The organism is Ruminococcus sp. D54t1_190329_F1 (assembly GCF_015551645.1).
Classification (GTDB): Bacteria; Bacillota; Clostridia; order Lachnospirales; family Lachnospiraceae; genus Blautia_A; species Blautia_A faecis.
In genome coordinates this window covers 1-18,692 of sequence record NZ_JADNDC010000015.1, presented here as the reverse complement: position 1 = coordinate 18,692, position 18,692 = coordinate 1, and the positions used below count along the sequence as shown (strand labels likewise).

Here is an 18,692-nt window from a genome sequence, read left to right as displayed (position 1 = left end):
TTGCACGCTCTAGATGTGCATCACAATTTTAAAACATACTTTAATCTTTTATTTGTTGCTGTTTTTTCAGCAAAATCTGCTATAACACAGTCTTCAGAAGAACACTCAGACCGAAGAATAAAATTGCTCCCACAATACAGGTTGCATAAAGCAGTTTATTCGCTTTTGGAATATCCTCGATTTTAACCGGGCGGATCGGATCCCCGATCGTCGGTTTTTCATATAGCTTACCAAAATAATAAGCATTTCCTGCCAGCTGAACATCCAGTGCTCCTGCCATAGCCGCTTCTGTCTGGGCAGAATTGGGGCTTGCATGATTGCGGCGGTCTCTTCTGTATATTTTCACTGCATTTTTGGTATCCATTCCAACAAATACTGTGGACAATGCCATCAGCCAGCCGGAAATTCTGGCTGGAATATAATTCGCCACATCGTCAAGTCTGGCTGCACATCTTCCAAAATACAGATATTTATCGTTTTTATATCCAAGCATAGAATCCATAGTGTTGATGCCCTTGTACAAAAACATCAGAGGAATTCCACCGATTGCCATATAAAGCATAGGGGCAATAATTCCGTCAGAGGAATTTTCCGCAACCGTTTCCACAGCAGCCTTCGTCACTCCGATTTCTGAAAGTGCCTGTGTATCACGTCCCACAATCATGGAAACGGCATAACGCGCTTCCTCAATGGTTCCGTTTTTCAGGCGGTCATATACTTTCATACTTTCCACTTTCAATGATTTTGTTGCAAGCAGCTGTCCGCACCAGAAAGTCTCCAGTGCAAAGCCCAGCCAGAAATTCCATTTATAAAACAGATGGATTACAACGTAAGGAATAAAAAAGGTAATAAAACAGACAAGGACAACTTCCAGAATGCCTCCTGCCCGCTCACCCTTATCTGTTTTCGGAAACACCTTTCGTATTCCTTTTTCCAGTATGCTGATCAGATTTCCTATAAGACATACCGGATGATATAGCCATCTTGGATCTCCCATAAGCAGGTCAAGAATAAAACCTGCCGGAAGAGTTAATAATCGTATCATTTTTGTAACTCCTTATACTCCAGACACTTTTTTAAAAATGCCTGTGGGATTTTCGGATTTGCGTAATAATATAAATGAGGAAAGCCAGCTAACAAATGATCAGAACCTTGCATGCAGTCCCACCCGCGTTTGCTTTCCGGTTTGGAAGCATGAAATGCAGTTCCACAATTATCCGAATCAAAATAATGAAATTCATGGGCCGGACTTACTCCAAGATCTGACTCCCCAAGAATTACAGTTTCCTGTTTTCCATGGGAAATCCCCTGATTCTGCTTCAAAGTAATATAGCCAAACCGGGTCAGTCTGGGTGTGCGCCATACCTTACCCGGAATAATGCCTGCCATTTCATAGAATTTCCCATCCATTCCCTCCATGCTTTCGTGGAGATACATGAACCCACCGCATTCTGCAAGACAGGGCATTCCATCCTTTATGGCTGCCGCAATTTCCTGCCGCATAGAAAGATTCTCCTCCAATGCTTTTCCATTTAATTCCGGATATCCACCATAGAGAAGAAGTCCGTCCAGATTATCTGGTAAATGTCCGTCATGTACAGGCGAAAAAGCCACCAACTCGGCACCCATGGAACGAAGAAGATCCAGATTATCCTCATAAAAGAAGCAGAATGCCTCATCTTTCGCAAGACCGATCCGAAGCTTCTTTGGGCTTTTCCAGGTATACACCTGACTCATTTCAGTCAATGCATCCACTTCTCTTTTCACCTTTTCAGCTATTGCACTGGTTCCAGCTGGCTGACATAGGGATCTCTCATCTGTCTTTTCCAACAATGGATATTCCAACACTGGTGCCTCATTGGCCAGTTTTAATATCTCTTCTATTTCCAGACTGTTCTCCAGCACTTCTGCCAGCTTTAAAAGCCTTCCCTTTAATTCCGGAATTTCTTCCGGAAGAACCAAGCCCAGATGTCTGCTTTCTATCACACAGTCCTCTACCTTTGGCACATAGCCCAGCACCTTAATACCAAGCTCTTCTTCTATCAGCTTTTTCATTCGGGGATAAAGCATGGGCGACATCTGGTTAAAAATCACGCCCTTTATATGGCTGTCCCTTTTATACTCCATAAATCCTTTTATGTAAGCAGCAAGTGAAACACTCATTCCTTTGCTGTTCACGATCAGAATTACAGGTGTGTCCGTTACCCTGGCCAGATCATAGGCACTTGCTCTGGTGGTAATTCCTGCCACTCCATCGTAAAATCCCATGACCCCTTCCATCACTGCTATTTCACAATCAGCACTGTTTTTTGCAAGAAGGTATCTGGTAATCTCCTCTCCTGTAAAAAAAGTGTCCAGATTTCGGGATTTTGTACCAATTACCTGGGTATGGAACATGGGATCAATATAATCCGGTCCGCATTTAAAGGAGACTGTCTTTATTCCTCTGTTTACCAGTACCTGCAGCAGACCACAGGTGAGAAGTGTTTTCCCGTTTCCGCTGGCTCCTGCTGCAAGCAAGATCCTGGGTATTCTTTTTTTCATGATAGTCCTCCTCTTCTTTCCGCGCCAACAGCCTTTTTCTGCACTCTTAAGAAAACCACACCTGTCATATCTGCGCCCGGGGGCTCTGGCAGGTAATAATATAAATAGGATTTTCTCCCATCATTAGATGGTATCTTCCAATCTCTTTTGATCTGGAGGCTGTAAGCTGCACTGCTTCCTGATCTGCGAAATCGTATTCTTTCAATATCTCCAGTGCCTCACTGATAGTCTCCAGCGTAATGCAGTTGATCACGATCCGCACATCCCGGTTCTTTTCTAAAAGCAGGGCAACGATTTCTTTCAGATTTCCTGATGAACCGCCGATAAACGCATGAGTTGGAACCGGCAGTTCTTTTAGTGCTTCCGGTGCCTCGCCCTTTATAATTTCCAGATTATCCGCTGCAAACCGCTGTTTGTTTTCGTAAAGAAGAGCCACCGCGTCATCCTTTTTCTCAACAGCAAAAACCTGTCCCTGATCTGCGCGAAGAGCCATTTCCACAGAAACAGAACCTGTTCCGGCACCTACATCATAACAGATGGAATCTTCCTGAAGACGAAGCTTGGAAAGGGAAACACATCTCACCTCTTCTTTTGTCATAGGTGCTTTTCCACGGATAAATTTCTCATCTGGAATTCCATGAGTGGAAAATGCCGGTCTGGCTTTTTCATTGTAAGCACAGACAACGCTCAATGCCTGACCCTCATAGGAAGTCAGTTCACTGGCGTTCGCCTGGAATATTTTTTCATCTGGATAGGAAAGATTTTCTCCAACATAGAGAACCACATCTCCCATCTCATATTCCACCAGCTTCTGTGCAAGTTCCGCAACTGCACTTCCTGTTCCCAGAATGGAAAAAACCTTCTGATTCTGCTTGATCATGGAAACCAAATTGCAATTTTTGCCGTGGGCGCTGGTGATCTTCGCATCATCCCAGGATAAACCGATCTGGGACATAAAATAAACCACAGAAGAAATTCCGCAGATAATCTCAATGGAGACACAGCCATTCTCTTTTTCACTGTGCTCCTGCCCTTCAAAATCATCTGCTAAAACCCCCTCTGGTTTCCTTCCATTCAACACATCCAACAGCTTCTTCGCTCCGCTGTAGAATCCCACATCCCCGGACAAAGCTATCACAATATTCTCATATTCCGGATGGCTCTTAATATAAGCTCCAATCACATCGCTGCGGTATTCATACACCACCGGCTGTCCCGGCTCCCGGATGGAATCTGCCATACGCCTGGCCCCAATGATCAGATCAGCTCTTTGAACTGCCCTTTTTCCCTGAATTGTAAGGGTTTTCTCACTTCCCATCCCAATTCCCAGGAGTGTAACGTGAGGTTTCAGGGTGAGTCCAAAGTGTTCCGCGAGCATATGTTTACATTTTGCCACAGAAAGGCCCTCTTCCTGCAGCGGTCTTCCAATTATAACAGGAATCACATCGCACATAAGTGCAGCATCAATTTTCTCCTGGAAACCACCTGCTTTTCCTGTATCCTTTGTCACAAGATATTTGCAGTCATACTGACGAAGCATGGCTGCGTTTAATTCCATGGAAAAGGGTCCCTGCATACCGATCAGATGCTTGCCCTCAAAGCCGTAACCTTTGCAGGTTTCCATCACAGATGGCAAAGACAGAACACGGGCATAAATGCGTTCTCCTGCATCAGATAAAGCTGTAAATTTTCCAAGCTCCTTGCTGCCTGTGGTAAGCAGGATATTTCCTTTTGTACCTTCCAGAAATTCCACTGCTGCCTCTGTATTCTCCACATAAACAGCCTTATCCTGATAAGCACCGGCCTCTCTTAATACTCGCTGGTAAGAAAAACCTGTATTTTGGCAGGCAGCACGAATATTCTCCGTTACCTCGGCAGCATACGGATGGGTAGCATCCAGCACCAGTCCGGGGCTGAGTTCTTTCAGAAGATTTTCCATCTCCGCCCCATTCAGGCGGCCAGCGTGGATTTTCAGATATTCGCCCTCTTTTAATGATTTGCTGCCGTAATCGGTAGCGACACAGGCAAACACACTTACTTTATTTTTTGCCAAAAAGCTGCAGATTTCACAGCCTTCTGTGGTGCCTGCAAAAACAACAACATCAGACATTTTTATATCCTCTTGGTGTTACCATTTTTCCATCAATATTTCTGGTCTGTGAATTTCCGATAAATACAGTGGTAAACATATCTACCTGTGTTTCTTTCAATTCAGCCAGAGTCATAACCCTGGCAGTTTCACCCTCGCGGTTAATGTTCTGCACGGTACCGCATACTGTTTCCGGAGATTTGTGTTGAAGCATAAGTTCGCAGGCTTTTTTCAGATAATCGTGTCTCTTGTGACTGGACGGATTGTAAAGAACAATCACAAAATCAGCTTCCGAAGCCAGAAGAAGACGCTTCTCGATCTTTTCCCATGGTGTGAGCAGATCACTGAGACTGATCAGACAGAAATCGTGGATCAATGGAGCACCAAGAACTGCTGCTCCTCCGGTTGCTGCTGTAACACCTGCAACTACTTCCAGCTCCACCTCCGGATAGTTTGCGCCGATTTCATACATAAGACCAGCCATTCCGTAAACTCCCGCATCACCACTGCAGATCATGGAAACTGTCTGGTCTTTCATAGCCTCATCAAAAGCCATTACACAGCGGTCTACTTCCTTTCTCATAGGTGTAGTGAGAAAAGATTTTCCCGGAAAATGGTCTTTTACAAGATCAATATAAACAGTGTATCCAACGATCACATCACTTTTTTCAAGAGCTGTAGCTGCAGCTCCTGTCATTCCTTCATAAGAACCTGGTCCGATTCCTACCACATAGATTTTCTTTTCTTTACTCAAAACGTATCCTCCAATCTCCAAGGACAAGAGCCGTTGTCACGCCCTCTGCGCCCCGTTTTCTCTGTATAAAATGAACGCCAGTATAATTCTCTGCGGCTTTCACCGCGCTTCGCTCACACACATTATCCACACCTACTGTCTTACTCACAAAAGAGGATGATGTGAATTCACCCTGCACAGACAGAAGTTCCTCACTGGAAAATGTTTTGAAGGGAACTCCCAGCTTTTCTGAAAGAGCCTGAAGCCCGGGTTCTTCTTTTTTTACATCAATGCTTGCTAGAGCTGCAACTGCCTCCGGATAAATGTCATTTTCTTTCAGGCAGCTGAATGCTGCTTTTTCCACGGCTTCTGATTCTTTATTTTTCCGGCAGCCCATTCCAAGCGCAGCAGCTGGTGGAACTACATGCGTCGTTGAGGCAAAGGGATGACAGCTTTTATGTACGGTCACGGCAATCCCCACCTCTGGAAGTGGTGTGCCATCCACAGTTTCATACTGTATTTCAGAAAGTGATATGCCAGTTTTTTGACACCAGATCAGTCCCTCTGGCAGTTCTCCCTCCCAGGGAAATTCGCTGTAGAATCCCACCTTCTCACCTGCCAGCAGCGCGGCAGAAACCTCTTTCGCCTCTTTCATTCGAAAAATGTGACAGTTATTTTTCTTTGCAAACACATCCACAGCAAATTTTCCCTCAAGGTCTGTGGCAGTTGTGACTACAGGGATTGCCTGTAAAATGTCTGCAGCCAGACAGGCAAGTTCATTTGCCCCGCCAAGATGTCCAGACAGCAGGGATATCACAAATTTGCCCAATTCATCTACTACCAGCACAGCCGGGTCTTTCTTTTTGCTTTGTATAAAGGGAGCAATGCTGCGCACTGCGATTCCGGCTGCTCCAATGAAAATGATACTGTCTGCAGTTTCGAACTGTTCTCCCGTCCATTTCCCGCAGCTTCCCTTTATAGAATCTGGAATGTATTTGCTCTTTGTGAAAAAAGAAACTATATTTCCTTCTTTTTCCAGTCCCTTTTTTAGTTTCTCTCCTGTCTGCTGCCCTGTCAGGGTGTAGCATATCATGGAAATTTTCATCCGTTTTCCTTTCATCTGGAACAGGCTCTAACCTAAGCTGCCATATCAAATAACCTTATTCTTATTTCGTTGCTTCACGGAACTCTGTTGTAAATCCTGGATCGTATAACTTGGAACGGTCATAATGAGCGGCATTTACACAGTCTCCAATGATCATAAGTGCAGTCTTCGTAATATGATTCTCTTTCGCAGTCTGCGCCAGGGTTCCTACTGTGCACACAAATTTCTTCTCATCCTCCCAGGTTGCCTTATACACAATCGCAGCAGGAGTATCTGCCGTATAACCGCCTTCGATCAGTCTTCTGCTCAGTTCTTCCAGCATTCCTGTACTGAGAAAAACAACCATAGTTGCCTGATGGGCAGCAAAGGACTGAATGCTTTCCTTTGGCGGAACCGGAGTTCTTCCTTCCATACGGGTGATGATCACGCTCTGGGAAATATCTGGCAGCGTATATTCCAGATTTAAAGCACTTGCCGCACCGCAGAATGCACTGACACCAGGACAGTAATCATAAGCAATTCCCTTCTCATCCAGCACATCCATCTGCTCACGGATGGCACCATAAATACAGGGATCACCTGTGTGGAGTCTTACTGTTGTCTTGCCTGCTGCTTCTGCCTTTTCCATAACAGAAAGCACCTCTTCCAGTGTCATCTTTGCGCTGTTATAAATAGTACAAATATCCTTTGTGTACTCCAGAAGTTTTGGATTTACCAGAGATCCTGCATAAATAACTACGTCTGCTTCTTCCAGATATTTCTTTCCTCTTACGGTGATCAGATCCGGTGCTCCGGAACCTGCTCCTACGAAATGAATCATGGCTTTCTCTCCTTTTTCACTATAATTTTTATTATGCGGCAAAGTTTTATAATTCTTGCTTTAATAAATTTTTACTCTGCCTACATTGGTTTTCATTTACATTATCTTACTTTTCCTTCACAATGATCAACGAATAATAACCTGCATCATCTGGAATTTCTTCCACACTTCTATAAATTTTCTCATCTGGCATTCCGCAATTTTCGATCATCTCGGCTTTGTTACCAGATGCTTTGATCTGTGCTTTTACTTCCTGCATTTTTTTGCCGGTTTTCATCAGAACCTTCGTTCCTGGAAGCTTTAATGCTTCTTCTATCTGATAGGAGGCAGGGATTACATGAAGCTGCTGGGATTTTTCCACCAGTCCTTCATTAAATCTGGCACTGACTGCGCAAAAGGATGTAATGCCGCTGATGATTTCCGTTGCATATCCCAGCTGCTCCACCCTTTTATGAACATAAATGTATGTAGAATATACGGTTGGATCTCCCAGGGTAAGAAATACTACATTTTTTCCTTTCTCAAGCCATTCTGCAATTATTTTTGCTCCTTCATCATGAACACGTTTCAGTTCTTCTCTGTCTTTGATCATGGGCATTGGCAGGGAAATCATCTGTTTGCTGTCAATTTCCGGATACGCACCTTTCATGATCCTGTATGCTACAGATTCTTTTGGGTTTTCCCCTGGAAAAGCCAGTATATCTGCTTCCTTTGTAAGTCTTAAGGCCTTTAAAGTGATCAGCTCCGGATCCCCTGGGCCAACTCCTACGCCATATAATTTTCCTGTCATAGATCTCTCTTTCTGAAATAGTTTTTAAACATAACTACTCTGTTTTTATTTTTTGCTCTCATAAACTGAACATATCTTTATTCGTAAAAATGCCCTGCAACATACTGTCCATGCCTGCAATCTGCACACTCTATCATCCCGCTTACATTTGAAGTTTAAGCATTTCATCCTGCTTTTGAATTTCCTGAATCAGTTCACCGGCATCTCTTGTTTTTCCCAGATATCCATATACATTGTTAAAAACAACCGCACCAAGCTTAATTTGTTCATAAGAACGGTGATCCAGATAAAACTGGATTCTTTCCATAATTTCTTGCATTGCAGGCTCTAAAAGGCCTTTTTCGTGCAAAATATCAAGGGCATCATCTGTGGTATTGCAATTCAGGATATCTCTTGCAGTATCTCCATCCGCTCCCACTCTGAGGGCATTGGCTGCAAGCACTTCCATACGGGCATCTGCACTGTGGGAATGGGTGTTCATAATTCCTGCTGCTACCTTTACAAACTTGCCAATATGGGCCACAAACAGGATTCCTTTCACTCCCATATCCACAGCCATATCAATGGTTTCTCCCACATAATTGCTGCACTTAATATTTCGTTCGAAAGGTAAGGTCATGTGCTCACGCAGATAATCTGCCCCATAGTTTCCCGGAGTCACAAGAAGGTACTTCTCGCCTTGGGTAAAGTGCTGCTTCATTTCCACATGAATGCTTTCTACAAGAGCTTTTTCACTCATAGGCTCCACAATTCCGGAGGTTCCAAGAATGGAAATTCCCCCTGTGATTCCCAGCCTGGGATTAAAGGTCTTCTTGCCGATCTCTACACCTTCCGGAACAGAAATCACAACCTTCAGCCCTCCCTCATAGTCATGGGAAACTGCAGCTTCTTCTGCTTCTCGAAGGATCATGGCACGAGGAACAGAATTGATCGCAGCTTCTCCTACTTTCTGGGAGAGCCCGGGTCTTGTAACTCTGCCTACGCCCACTCCGCCATCTATGACGATTCCGGCAGTATCCGTCTTCCACACTGTAGCATACACAAGAATGCCATTTGTTGTGTCCGGATCATCTCCGGCATCTTTTTTCACTGCACAGGTAACCTGATTTTCACTGATCTGAATGTCATGCAGTTCCAGGTCAAGGAGGATTCCCTTGGGAGTCATAAGCGGTACAGATGTTAACTTTTCTTTTCCCAGAAGCATCAGGCAGGCGCCCTTGCAAGCTGCTGCCGCGCAGGAACCTGTAGTATAGCCAAAACGCATTTTCTTCTGTCCGCGAATCACATAATAATCTTCCAATCCTGTCTTATGTTCCATTTTTCTTGCCTCCAAAGCTATGAGGAACCCGCTATGCGGGTTTCCGGGATTGTGACGGCAATCTTCACGTCCGCCCCATCTGTTACGTAAATAAAAGAAGCCCTGTCCTGACAACAAAGCTTCTTTCCTATCAGTCTTATCCCGGTTGCCGCAGGAAATCCTGTTTCTGAAAAAGCAACCAGTATCTGACTGTACAGTAACGGACTTGTGCAGGAATTACACCTGGCTTCCTGATCATGCTTTTCCCTGTTTTTATCCGTTACATTATATAATTTTGCCATTTAAAAGTCAATAAAAGGGGATCGCTTTCCTTATCTTTTGCAGTTACCTTTTGCAGTTACCTTTTACACAACTTTATGTTCCATCCATTTTCCACTCTTAAACCGCAGACCAAACACGATCGCACGTACCGTCCAGTCTGTGAACATTCCGATCCAGACAGCCATCGGTCCCATGCCACATACCCGGATCAGATAAACGCACAGGCAAAAGCGGAAGGTCCACATAGTAATGCAGGAAGTAATCATGGAAAACTTCACATCTCCTGCCGCACGCATGCCGTAAGCCGGAATAAACGCAAACATCCATACGATTGGTTTCACAATGGTGATCCAGAACATCATATCAAGACACATTTCAGCGCTTTTAGCTTCCATTCCACCAATCATGGTAATCGGCCGTGCAAGGACATATACCACTGCACAGCAGGCGATGAGAAAGACTTCGGAAAAGATCATCAGTTTCTTCATATAATAAACTGCCTCGTCTTTTTTTCCGGCTCCAAGGCTCTGTCCCACTACTGTCATAAGTCCGATTCCAACACCAATTACAGCTGTTCCATTTAACATCTCCAGCATATTGGTCATAGCCTGGGCTGCAATTGCAGTGGTTCCAAGCGTAGAGACTGTAGACTGGATTGCCAGCTTTCCAAGCTGGAACATGCTGTTCTCTATACCAGAAGGAATACCAAGAGCAAGAATCCTGCCAATCATTTTTCCATCCGGACGGATTTTCAGATAATCACGTACCACAATTGGCTGCCTGTCTTTTCTAAGCTGATAAAGCACTACCACTGCACAAAAAATTCTGGATACCAGTGTAGAAATGGCGGCTCCGGCAACTCCCATATGAAATACCCAGATCAGGATTCCATTTCCCACAATATTCATCACATTGGAAATAATGGAGATTACCATCGGTCCTCTGGTGTTTTCCTGTGCACGGAAAATGGATGCTCCGGCATCATAAAGCGCAATAAAAGGATAGGACAGCACAGTATAAAAGAAATATACCATGGAATTCTTCATAACATCCGCGTCTACTTTTCCGAAAATAAAGCTAAGAAGCGGTGCACGGAAAGCAAGTCCAAGCACAACGATGAAAACAGAAATAGCCGTTATAATAAAAAGTGCCTGCCTGGCTGATTTGTTTGCCATCTCGTGATTCTTCTGGCCAAGATACTGGGTACAGATAATGGTACCTCCTGCTGCCAGTGCAGAAAAGGCCTGAATGATCAATACATTGATGGAGTCCACAAGAGAAACGGCGGAAATGGCCGCAGAACCTACATTGCTGACCATCATAGTATCTACCGTACCCATCAAGGCATTTAATAGCTGTTCCATAATAATAGGAACAAGAAGCGCCCGGAGCATTTTGTTTGTAAAAAGATGTTGCTGTTGTTTCATATGTTTTCTCTTTTTCCTTAAATATATAAATAGTTCCTGTCGCATGGATGTATATCTCATAAAACTGCTTCAGATACTTCCATGCAAATATTTTCTGTGCTATTATACACCTTGAGCGAAAAAAATACAGTATTTAATTACGCACAATCCTTATGTTTCAACATAATTTTAATACAATTTCAGGAGGAACACCTTGGACAGAATTCTTACATACACGATACAGCCAGAGCAGGAAGGAATGCAGCTTCTTGATTTTCTCAGGAACAAGGGCTTTTCCCGGGGAATTTTATCTTCCATGAAGGCAGATAAAAATGCGATTCAGCTAAATGGTGAGCGGGGATTTGGGAAATCAGTTCTTCAGGTCGGAGATTCTCTTCACATACATATTCCGGAAGCGGACAACACTGAGAATATCCTGCCTGTGAGAATGGACCTTTCTATTCTATATGAAGATGAAGATATTTTAGTCATAAATAAGGCGGCAGACATGCCTGTGCACCCTTCCATTGGAAATTATGATAATACACTGGCGAATGGAGTTGCCTGGTATTTTAAAGAAAAAGGACAGCATTTCGTCTACCGCTGCATCAACCGTCTGGACAGAGACACCACAGGAGCCCTGATCCTGGCGAAAAATCCTTATAGTGCAGCAGTTCTCTCTGCCCAGATGAAACAGCGTCAGATCCGGCGTACCTATCTGGCAATTGTACAGGGAATCGCACCAGAGCAAGGAACTATTGATGCGCCTATCGGGCGCGCAGCAGATTCCACCATCGAAAGACAGGTGGATTTCGCAAATGGGGAAAGTGCGGTCACACATTATGAGCGATTAGACACCTATCATTCCTACTCTCTCATCGAGCTCCATCTGGAAACCGGACGCACTCATCAGATCCGTGTGCATATGAAGTACATTGGACATCCGCTGCCAGGAGACTTTCTCTACAATCCAGATTACAGAATTATAAAAAGACAGCCCCTGCACTCCTTTCAGCTGGAATTTGCTCACCCTGTTACAGGAGAAAACATGTGTATGACTGCCCCTGTCCCAGAAGATTTTGCAGATGCCTTTCATCGTTCCTAACGGCAACCGAATTCGGGCAAAACAGGTCAGAACCTCATAACCGTGAAGTTCTGACCTGTCTCATTTTTCATTCTCAGAAAGCTTATAATTCTTTTCTGTTCTTCTCATATATAATGAGCAAACCTTTTAACAAAAGATCCTCATCCAGCAAAATCTTCCGCTTGCAATGTGGGATAATCTTACGGGCAAGACCACCAGTTGCAACAACTGTAATTTTCTGACCAAGCTCTTCTTCAATTCTGTCAACAATTCCGTCAAGGGCTGCTGCATTGCTGTAAATCACACCGCTTTTCATGCATTCAATGGTATTTTTTCCAATGATGCGCTTCGGTGCTTCAATACTGATTCCGCTAAGCTGAGAAGCACGGGCAGTAAGGGCATCCAGGGACACTCCCATTCCGGGAAAAATCATGCCTCCCACATAATGCTTCTTCTCATCTACTACGCTTACCGTACTTGCAGTTCCCATATCAATAATTGCCAGTGGAAGAGAATATTCATGAATTCCTGCAACTGCATTTGCTACAAGATCTGCTCCAAGCTGTCCGGGATTATCCATCAGGATATTCAGTCCTGTTTTTACACCTGGTCCCAATACCATAGGTTCTTTTTTCAGAACCTTTTCAGCTGCAAGCTTCACGGCATTGGTAATCTGCGGTACTACAGAGGAAATAATGCAGCCTTCAATATCAATCCGCTTAATATGATATAAATCCAAAACTGTCTTCAGGTCAACTGCGTATTCCAGTTCTGTTTTTGTACGGACAGTGGAAAGTCTCTCAATGAAATAGGTTTGCTTTGAATCAATGCAGCCAACCACAATATTTGTGTTTCCAATATCAATTGCTAAAATCATTTTTTCCTCCATGATTTCTCTATCATCAGCCAGACTGCTTTCAGCCGCAATCAGCGGCCATTTTTGCAAACAGTCTGTCTGTTTTCAATTTTCTTAAACTTCTGCTGTTTTTACCACTTTCTCAGATTTCTTCTCTGTTTCCGGAAGAAGCCTTGCCTTGTAAAGGGCTGCACCTACAGCGCCTGTGATAACGGTAGCGGAAAGCATTTCACATACTGCGTTGATTCCTACAAATGTACAGATGAACAGAATCACGTTTTTTCCACCCATAAGTCCCTGTACATACTCGGTATTTCCAAAAAGGCAAACCAATAACCCCATAAAAAACAGAGTATTTAAAAATGCGGAAAGAAATCCTGTTACAGCACAGGAAAGATAAATATTTTTTGATTTCCTGCGGACTCCCCGGAAAATATATCCAAGAAGAAGTCCGTCAACCAGTCTTGGAATAAATCTCTGAACAAACGCCAGGAATGGATTGATTCCGAATAAGGTAACACCCATAAGGCTGGTACCTCCAATGCCGATACACTGACCAAAGCTGGTAAGTCCGAATACGGCTCCCGCGATGGCTCCGCCTACAGGTCCCATTGTAATTGCGCTGACGGCAACCGGAATAATATTAAAGGTGATTGCAAGAGGCCCGATATTCAGGTATCCAAGAGGTGTGTAAGCCATAAGAAGCAGAATTGCGATCATAAGGCCCAGTAAGGTGATTTGAGATGTTGTAAATTTTTTGTTCATATTGTCCTCCTTGTTATCGTTCCCTATATTAGAGCCTGTTCAGACCCAGGGATACAATACGGTATGGAACAGCGGGCATGTTTTTTTGGTATTTACCCGCCACTCTGAAAAATGTGTTATCCTCTGTCCAGATTTACAAAATACAATCTGCGAATATAACACCAGTGCCACTGCCTGCGGCTTCGCAAAAGATTTATAAATGCTATCAAAATGACAGCCTGTAAATAACTATCTGCGAACTCTCTCAAGCAGTATTTTATCCAGGATCTTACCGGCTGCATCCTCCTTGCTCATTAGCGGGAGTGATACTTCCTCATCCTGTGTAATCAGAGTCAGAACATTGGTGTCCCCCTGGAATCCGGCACCTGCCATTTTTACATTGTTGGCAGCTACCATATCCAGATTTTTCCTGGTAAGTTTGACTCTGGAATTACCGATCATATTCTCTGTTTCCATGGAAAAGCCACAGAGAAACTGTCCATCCGGTTTGTGCTCTCCAAGATATTTCAGAATGTCATCTGTTCTCTCAAGGGCAATGGACATGTCATCGTCTTTCTTTTTGATTTTCTCATCGCTCACACTGGCCGGACGATAGTCTGCCACTGCTGCTGCTTTAATGATAATATCCTGTTCCTGACTGACAGAGGTTACAGCTTCATACATATCTCTGGCTGTTACCACCGGAACCACTCTTACAAATGGCGGCGGTGTAAGTGCAGTACGTCCACTCACCAGTGTGACATCTGCTCCGCGCAGCATAGCCATTTTTGCAATGGCATAGCCCATCTTGCCGGAAGAATGGTTGGTAATATAACGGACAGGATCAATTGCTTCCTGGGTAGGACCGGCGGTAACCAGCACCTTCAGCCCTTTCATATCCTTCTCACAGGCACACTCTCTCAAAATATAGTTTAAAAGAGTCTCCGGCTCCGGCATTTTTCCTGCTCCGGTATCGCCACATGCAAGATAGCCCACAGCAGGATCGATCACTTCGTATCCATAATGCTCCAGGATTTTTAGATTATCCTGAACAATGGGGTTCTCAAACATATTGGTGTTCATCGCCGGAGAAATAAATTTCTTGCATCTGCATGCCATAATGGTGGTTGTAAGCATGTCGTCTGCAATTCCATGAGCCAGCTTGCCTATCACATTGGCACTTGCCGGTGCGATCATCACAACGTCAGCCTTTTTCGCAATGGACACATGCTCTACCTGGAACTGAAAATTCCGGTCAAAGGTATCCACAAGGCATTTATTCCCGGTAAGTGTCTCAAAAGTAATGGGATTAATAAAATTAGTGGCATTTCTGGTCATTAGCACATGAACGTCTGCCTGCTGTTTCTTCAGCATACTTGCAAGATATGCGATCTTATATGCTGCAATACTTCCAGTAACTCCCAGAAGAACTGTCTTTCCCTCTAACATTATCTTCCCTCATCTCTCTTTGAAATCTTTTGGACAAAATTCATCTGTTATTTTATACCTTTTGTCCGTACCGCTTATTATAATGCAAAGAGACGTATGAATGCAATGTATTTTTTATATGTTCAGCTTTTCATACATAATTTACCTTTATATGCATCTTTTCTTTGTTTTATTATCTGTTATAATAGCCTTGGACTTTTAACAGCCATTCCAGAGCATGTAAAAAAATCCTTCCCGTAACGTGCACACCCCACTTTGCGGGAAATTTTGCCATCTGTTTTCGTCTTTGATAATAAGGATACTACAAAAGAAAGGAACCATTATGAACTACCAGATCACACAGTGGTGCGCCCACTTTATCTCAGAGCATGTAAAAGAGGGAGAGCTTTGCATTGATGCCACCATGGGTAACGGAAATGACACTCTGCTTCTTTCCCGTCTTTGTGGGGAAAAAGGGCATGTACTCGCTTTCGATATTCAGGAAATGGCACTTGCCAATACAAGAGAGCGGCTTGAAAAAGAAAATGCCCCTCACAATTATGAACTGTTTCTGGATTCCCACGTAAATATGGGAAAATACGCAGAGCCTGTGAGTGTAAGCTGCATTGTATTCAATTTCGGCTATCTGCCGAAGGGCGATCATACTCTTGCCACAAGGGCAGAATCCAGTATTCAGGCACTTACCGTATCCCTGTCCCTTTTGAAAAAGGGCGGGATCCTGATGCTGTGTATCTACAGCGGCGGAGATTCCGGGTTTGAGGAACGGGATGCACTGCTGAAATGGCTGAAGGTGCTGGATTCCAGGAAATTTCTGGTTATTAAAACAGAATATTACAACCGGCCTAATCATCCGCCTATGCCCGTACTTGTAGTCAAACTGGAATTTATATAATTATCTCTCTAACTTTCCCCATTTTATAGGCTTTCCCGCCTGTCCATTAGTGAAATGATATGTAGTTTCCCTTATTTTTACCCTTATGAGATAATCACAAGGGAAATAAGGGAATTTTTTTAATCATTGCCTACCACTTTATCAAGAAGCCTAACTGATTTTCGTTTAGCATCTCTTGTGGAGTGAGCATAGACATTCATTGTGGTACTTACATCTGAGTGTCCTAACAGTTCCTGCACATCTTTTGGGGCAGCTCCATTTGCTAAAAGGTTGCTTGTATAGGTGTGACGTAACTGGTGGAAATGAAAGCCTTCAAATCCCTCTAATGTTTTTGCCACCTTTCTGCAAACAGTCCCCAAAGTAGTTGGAAGTTCCAGACAACCATCCGGTCTTAAACAGACGAAAGAAATTTCTTTATAATCTGCCGGGACTTCCTCTGTTCTGTCTAAGCAATAATATTCGTAGTACACTCTGTTTTTCTCTTTGACCGCTTTGTAGTAGTTCGTGTGATAAAGTTCTCCGTACTGCATTCGATTTTTTAACTGCTCTTTCCGGGCATTACGGAAAATCTCTACCAGCGTATCTCCAAAATCAACAATCCTCACTTTTTTCCGCTTGGTTGGTCCGATGATATATTTGCGCTTTGAGCCATCGTATCGGATGCTACGTCTTATGGTAAGGCATTGTTCTTCCAGATTTACGTCCTGCCACGCCAAACCGCAGGCTTCTCCAATACGAAGCCCGGCATAATAGGCTATCTGGATTGGAAGTATTGCGGCTGGGTTCTTTTTTTTCAGATAAGCAAGCAATCTTTCATAATCTTCTCGTGAAATTGGTTGGATATTTCCGTCCATGTCCTCGTCTGAAAACAAATCAACTTCATCCGTCTGATACCGCAGTTTAATATACTGCATGGGATTAAACGTAATATACTGTTTTGGAAATACTGCAAAGCGGAAGGACTGCTGCATGACTGCGGAAAAAGAATGGATGTAATCTTTGCTGTAACCCTTTCTCTCTTTTCCGTCGGGATGAACTCCCCCGAAGGAAAGCAAATCAAAAAAGGATTGCAAATGCTCAGAGGTTACATTTTTTAATTTCCGTTCTGCCAGCGGATGTTTCTTAATATTTCGGATTGTTCCGAGGTAATTCTCCACAGTACCATTGCTGAGCGTACCTGTTTTTAATTCCTCCTCTGCCCACACATCCAAAAGTTGTCCGACTGTGAGATTTTCCGCTTTGGCAACAAATTTCTTTTTCTCATAATCATCCATTGCCTGACGGAGCAGTTTTTCAGTTTCACTTTTGCTTTCTGTTCCAACGCATTCTTTCTGAACAAGATTGCCGCTTGCGTCCTCTACATAGAAGCGGTAGTACCATTTCTTTCCTTTTTTTCTTACAGATCCTTTTGCCATAATCGTATGTCTCCTTTCGATATTAGACAATCGGAACTGATGAAATGCTTCGTGCGTGTAAGTATATCATAACTCCGGCTGTCTTACTATACCGATTCGGAATCTTCGTATAAGACTTCTGATAAAAGATTTGCAAGCCTTTGCTCTGCTGTTTTGGGTTTCTTGGAATAGAGCCTTACGATGTCTGCCATCTCATTAAAAGCATTGATGGTGTGAGTGATTTCCCTTAAGAACATAATCTCATTATATTCATCATTCGATTCAAACCCTATTGTTTTGGCAATATCCGTCTGACCATCATTCCCCTTAAAGTTTTTGCAGGCGAACTGAAAGGAATCCAAAAACAGACCATATTGTTTTAACATCAGCAGTAATAAATCTTTTGAAAAAGCATCTTCTTCTTTGGTAAGGGCAAGTGGTAACTGTTCCAGAATATCTCCCATCGCATCACGAATCTGTAATTCTCTCTTATCCGTAATATCGGTTTCATATTCATCTGTTTCCCCTTTGAGCCATTCCACAGATACATGGAGTGCTTCCGAAAGACCTTCCAACACCATTTTTTTCGTATTGTCAATCGAACCATTCTCATAACGCAGGATTGTAGAAGCGGTAACACCCATCTTTTCTGCGACATAAGGCTGTGTCAGATTCAATTCCAGACGGCGCTGTTTTACTCTGCTCCCTATCAGCTTGCGTAATTCTTTATCTTTCATGCTGACTGCCTCCTTTTTCGGTATGTATGAATTATAGCATTGTTTTTCTGAAATTGCAATATGCAATATAAAGTTTATTTTTGACATTTCGTAACGCTTGACAAAAAGATGTGAAAAGGATATACTTACATCACAAGAATTGCATAATGCAATTTGTAAGGAGGTGATTATATGACGCAAAGAAAAATTGCATTATCCATCGAAGAAGCTGCTGACTATACGGGAATCGGCAGAAACACCTTAAGACAGCTTGTAGAATGGAAGAAACTTCCAGTATTAAAGGTTGGTCGCAAAGTCCTGATTAAAACCGATATTCTGGAAATGTTTATGGAAGCTAATGAAGGTCGTGATTTGAGGGATAGAGGAAATGTAAAAGCTGTAACAAGAACTGTGGTAGAGTAGGCGGATGAAATTTTCATCCGCCCCTCATCAAACCGTGCATGAGGTTCTCCCTCACACGGCTTTCCGAC

17 protein-coding genes are annotated in these 18,692 nt (G+C 43.4%); 3 read left to right on the top strand and 14 right to left on the bottom strand.

Annotation, left to right across the window (positions count from 1 at the left end; genetic code table 11):
- Positions 1–79: 79 nt before the first annotated feature.
- The 9 genes from cbiB to I2D69_RS08465 form a co-directional block, all read right to left on the bottom strand.
- Complete coding sequence (gene cbiB, locus I2D69_RS08505) at positions 80–1,045, bottom strand: adenosylcobinamide-phosphate synthase CbiB (RefSeq protein WP_195379733.1); 966 nt, start codon at positions 1,043–1,045, stop codon at positions 80–82.
- Positions 1,042–2,544, bottom strand: coding sequence for a cobyrinate a,c-diamide synthase (locus tag I2D69_RS08500; RefSeq protein ID WP_195379732.1), 1,503 nt, complete (start codon positions 2,542–2,544; stop codon positions 1,042–1,044). Before I2D69_RS08500 ends, cbiB begins: the two co-directional genes overlap by 4 nt.
- A 64-nt stretch (positions 2,545–2,608) precedes the next feature.
- A complete protein-coding gene (gene cobK, locus I2D69_RS08495) occupies positions 2,609–4,654 on the bottom strand; it encodes a precorrin-6A reductase (RefSeq protein WP_195379731.1) in 2,046 nt (681 codons plus the stop codon).
- On the bottom strand, positions 4,647–5,387 hold the full coding sequence (gene cobJ / locus I2D69_RS08490; RefSeq protein WP_173716581.1) for a precorrin-3B C(17)-methyltransferase: 741 nt from the start codon (positions 5,385–5,387) through the stop codon (positions 4,647–4,649). The genes cobK and cobJ overlap by 8 nt, the downstream gene beginning before the upstream one ends.
- Complete coding sequence (locus I2D69_RS08485) at positions 5,380–6,486, bottom strand: cobalt-precorrin 5A hydrolase (protein WP_226841003.1); 1,107 nt, start codon at positions 6,484–6,486, stop codon at positions 5,380–5,382. The genes cobJ and I2D69_RS08485 overlap by 8 nt, the downstream gene beginning before the upstream one ends.
- 46 nt (positions 6,487–6,532) lie before the next feature.
- Positions 6,533–7,291 (bottom strand): precorrin-4 C(11)-methyltransferase, encoded by a 759-nt coding sequence (gene cobM, locus I2D69_RS08480; RefSeq protein WP_118579928.1) that lies wholly within the window; start codon positions 7,289–7,291, stop codon positions 6,533–6,535.
- 106 nt (positions 7,292–7,397) lie between these two features.
- Positions 7,398–8,081 carry a precorrin-2 C(20)-methyltransferase gene (gene cobI, locus I2D69_RS08475; RefSeq protein WP_173716582.1) on the bottom strand — a complete coding sequence of 228 codons (684 nt, stop codon included), beginning with the start codon at positions 8,079–8,081 and terminating at the stop codon, positions 7,398–7,400.
- A 142-nt stretch (positions 8,082–8,223) separates the two neighbouring features.
- A complete protein-coding gene (cbiD, locus tag I2D69_RS08470) occupies positions 8,224–9,399 on the bottom strand; it encodes a cobalt-precorrin-5B (C(1))-methyltransferase CbiD (protein WP_173716583.1) in 1,176 nt (391 codons plus the stop codon).
- Positions 9,400–9,743: 344 nt separating this feature from the next.
- Positions 9,744–11,087 carry an MATE family efflux transporter gene (locus I2D69_RS08465; protein ID WP_173716584.1) on the bottom strand — a complete coding sequence of 448 codons (1,344 nt, stop codon included), beginning with the start codon at positions 11,085–11,087 and terminating at the stop codon, positions 9,744–9,746.
- Between the two features lie 193 nt (positions 11,088–11,280).
- On the opposite strand from I2D69_RS08465, the gene I2D69_RS08460 reads away from it, so the two are divergent.
- Positions 11,281–12,171, top strand: coding sequence for an RluA family pseudouridine synthase (locus I2D69_RS08460; protein WP_173716585.1), 891 nt, complete (start codon positions 11,281–11,283; stop codon positions 12,169–12,171).
- Positions 12,172–12,253: 82 nt separating this feature from the next.
- Here I2D69_RS08460 and I2D69_RS08455 read toward each other — a convergent pair whose 3' ends face one another.
- The 3 genes from I2D69_RS08455 to coaBC all read right to left on the bottom strand — a co-directional run bounded on the left by I2D69_RS08455 (position 12,254) and on the right by coaBC (position 15,199).
- Complete coding sequence (locus I2D69_RS08455; protein ID WP_173716586.1) at positions 12,254–13,027, bottom strand: type III pantothenate kinase; 774 nt, start codon at positions 13,025–13,027, stop codon at positions 12,254–12,256.
- Positions 13,028–13,120: 93 nt separating this feature from the next.
- The gene (locus I2D69_RS08450) at positions 13,121–13,771 is read right to left on the bottom strand and encodes an ECF transporter S component (RefSeq protein ID WP_173716587.1); all 651 of its coding nucleotides are present in this window, start codon (positions 13,769–13,771) and stop codon (positions 13,121–13,123) included.
- Positions 13,772–13,999: 228 nt separating this feature from the next.
- On the bottom strand, positions 14,000–15,199 hold the full coding sequence (gene coaBC, locus I2D69_RS08445) for a bifunctional phosphopantothenoylcysteine decarboxylase/phosphopantothenate--cysteine ligase CoaBC (protein ID WP_173716588.1): 1,200 nt from the start codon (positions 15,197–15,199) through the stop codon (positions 14,000–14,002).
- A gap of 322 nt (positions 15,200–15,521) precedes the next feature.
- Here coaBC and I2D69_RS08440 point away from each other — a divergent pair, with 322 nt between their 5' ends.
- Positions 15,522–16,091, top strand: a complete 570-nt coding sequence (locus I2D69_RS08440; protein ID WP_207741804.1) for a class I SAM-dependent methyltransferase — start codon at positions 15,522–15,524, stop codon at positions 16,089–16,091.
- A gap of 119 nt (positions 16,092–16,210) precedes the next feature.
- On the opposite strand, the gene I2D69_RS08435 is transcribed toward I2D69_RS08440, so the two are convergent.
- Both I2D69_RS08435 and I2D69_RS08430 read right to left on the bottom strand, forming a co-directional pair.
- Positions 16,211–17,506, bottom strand: a complete 1,296-nt coding sequence (locus I2D69_RS08435; RefSeq protein WP_009265517.1) for a tyrosine-type recombinase/integrase — start codon at positions 17,504–17,506, stop codon at positions 16,211–16,213.
- An 86-nt stretch (positions 17,507–17,592) separates the two neighbouring features.
- Positions 17,593–18,222, bottom strand: a complete 630-nt coding sequence (locus I2D69_RS08430) for a helix-turn-helix transcriptional regulator (protein WP_009265518.1) — start codon at positions 18,220–18,222, stop codon at positions 17,593–17,595.
- Positions 18,223–18,393: 171 nt separating this feature from the next.
- Between I2D69_RS08430 and I2D69_RS08425 the strand changes: the two genes are divergently transcribed.
- The gene (locus I2D69_RS08425; protein WP_195379730.1) at positions 18,394–18,624 is read left to right on the top strand and encodes a helix-turn-helix domain-containing protein; all 231 of its coding nucleotides are present in this window, start codon (positions 18,394–18,396) and stop codon (positions 18,622–18,624) included.
- The last annotated feature ends 68 nt before the right edge of the window (positions 18,625–18,692 follow it).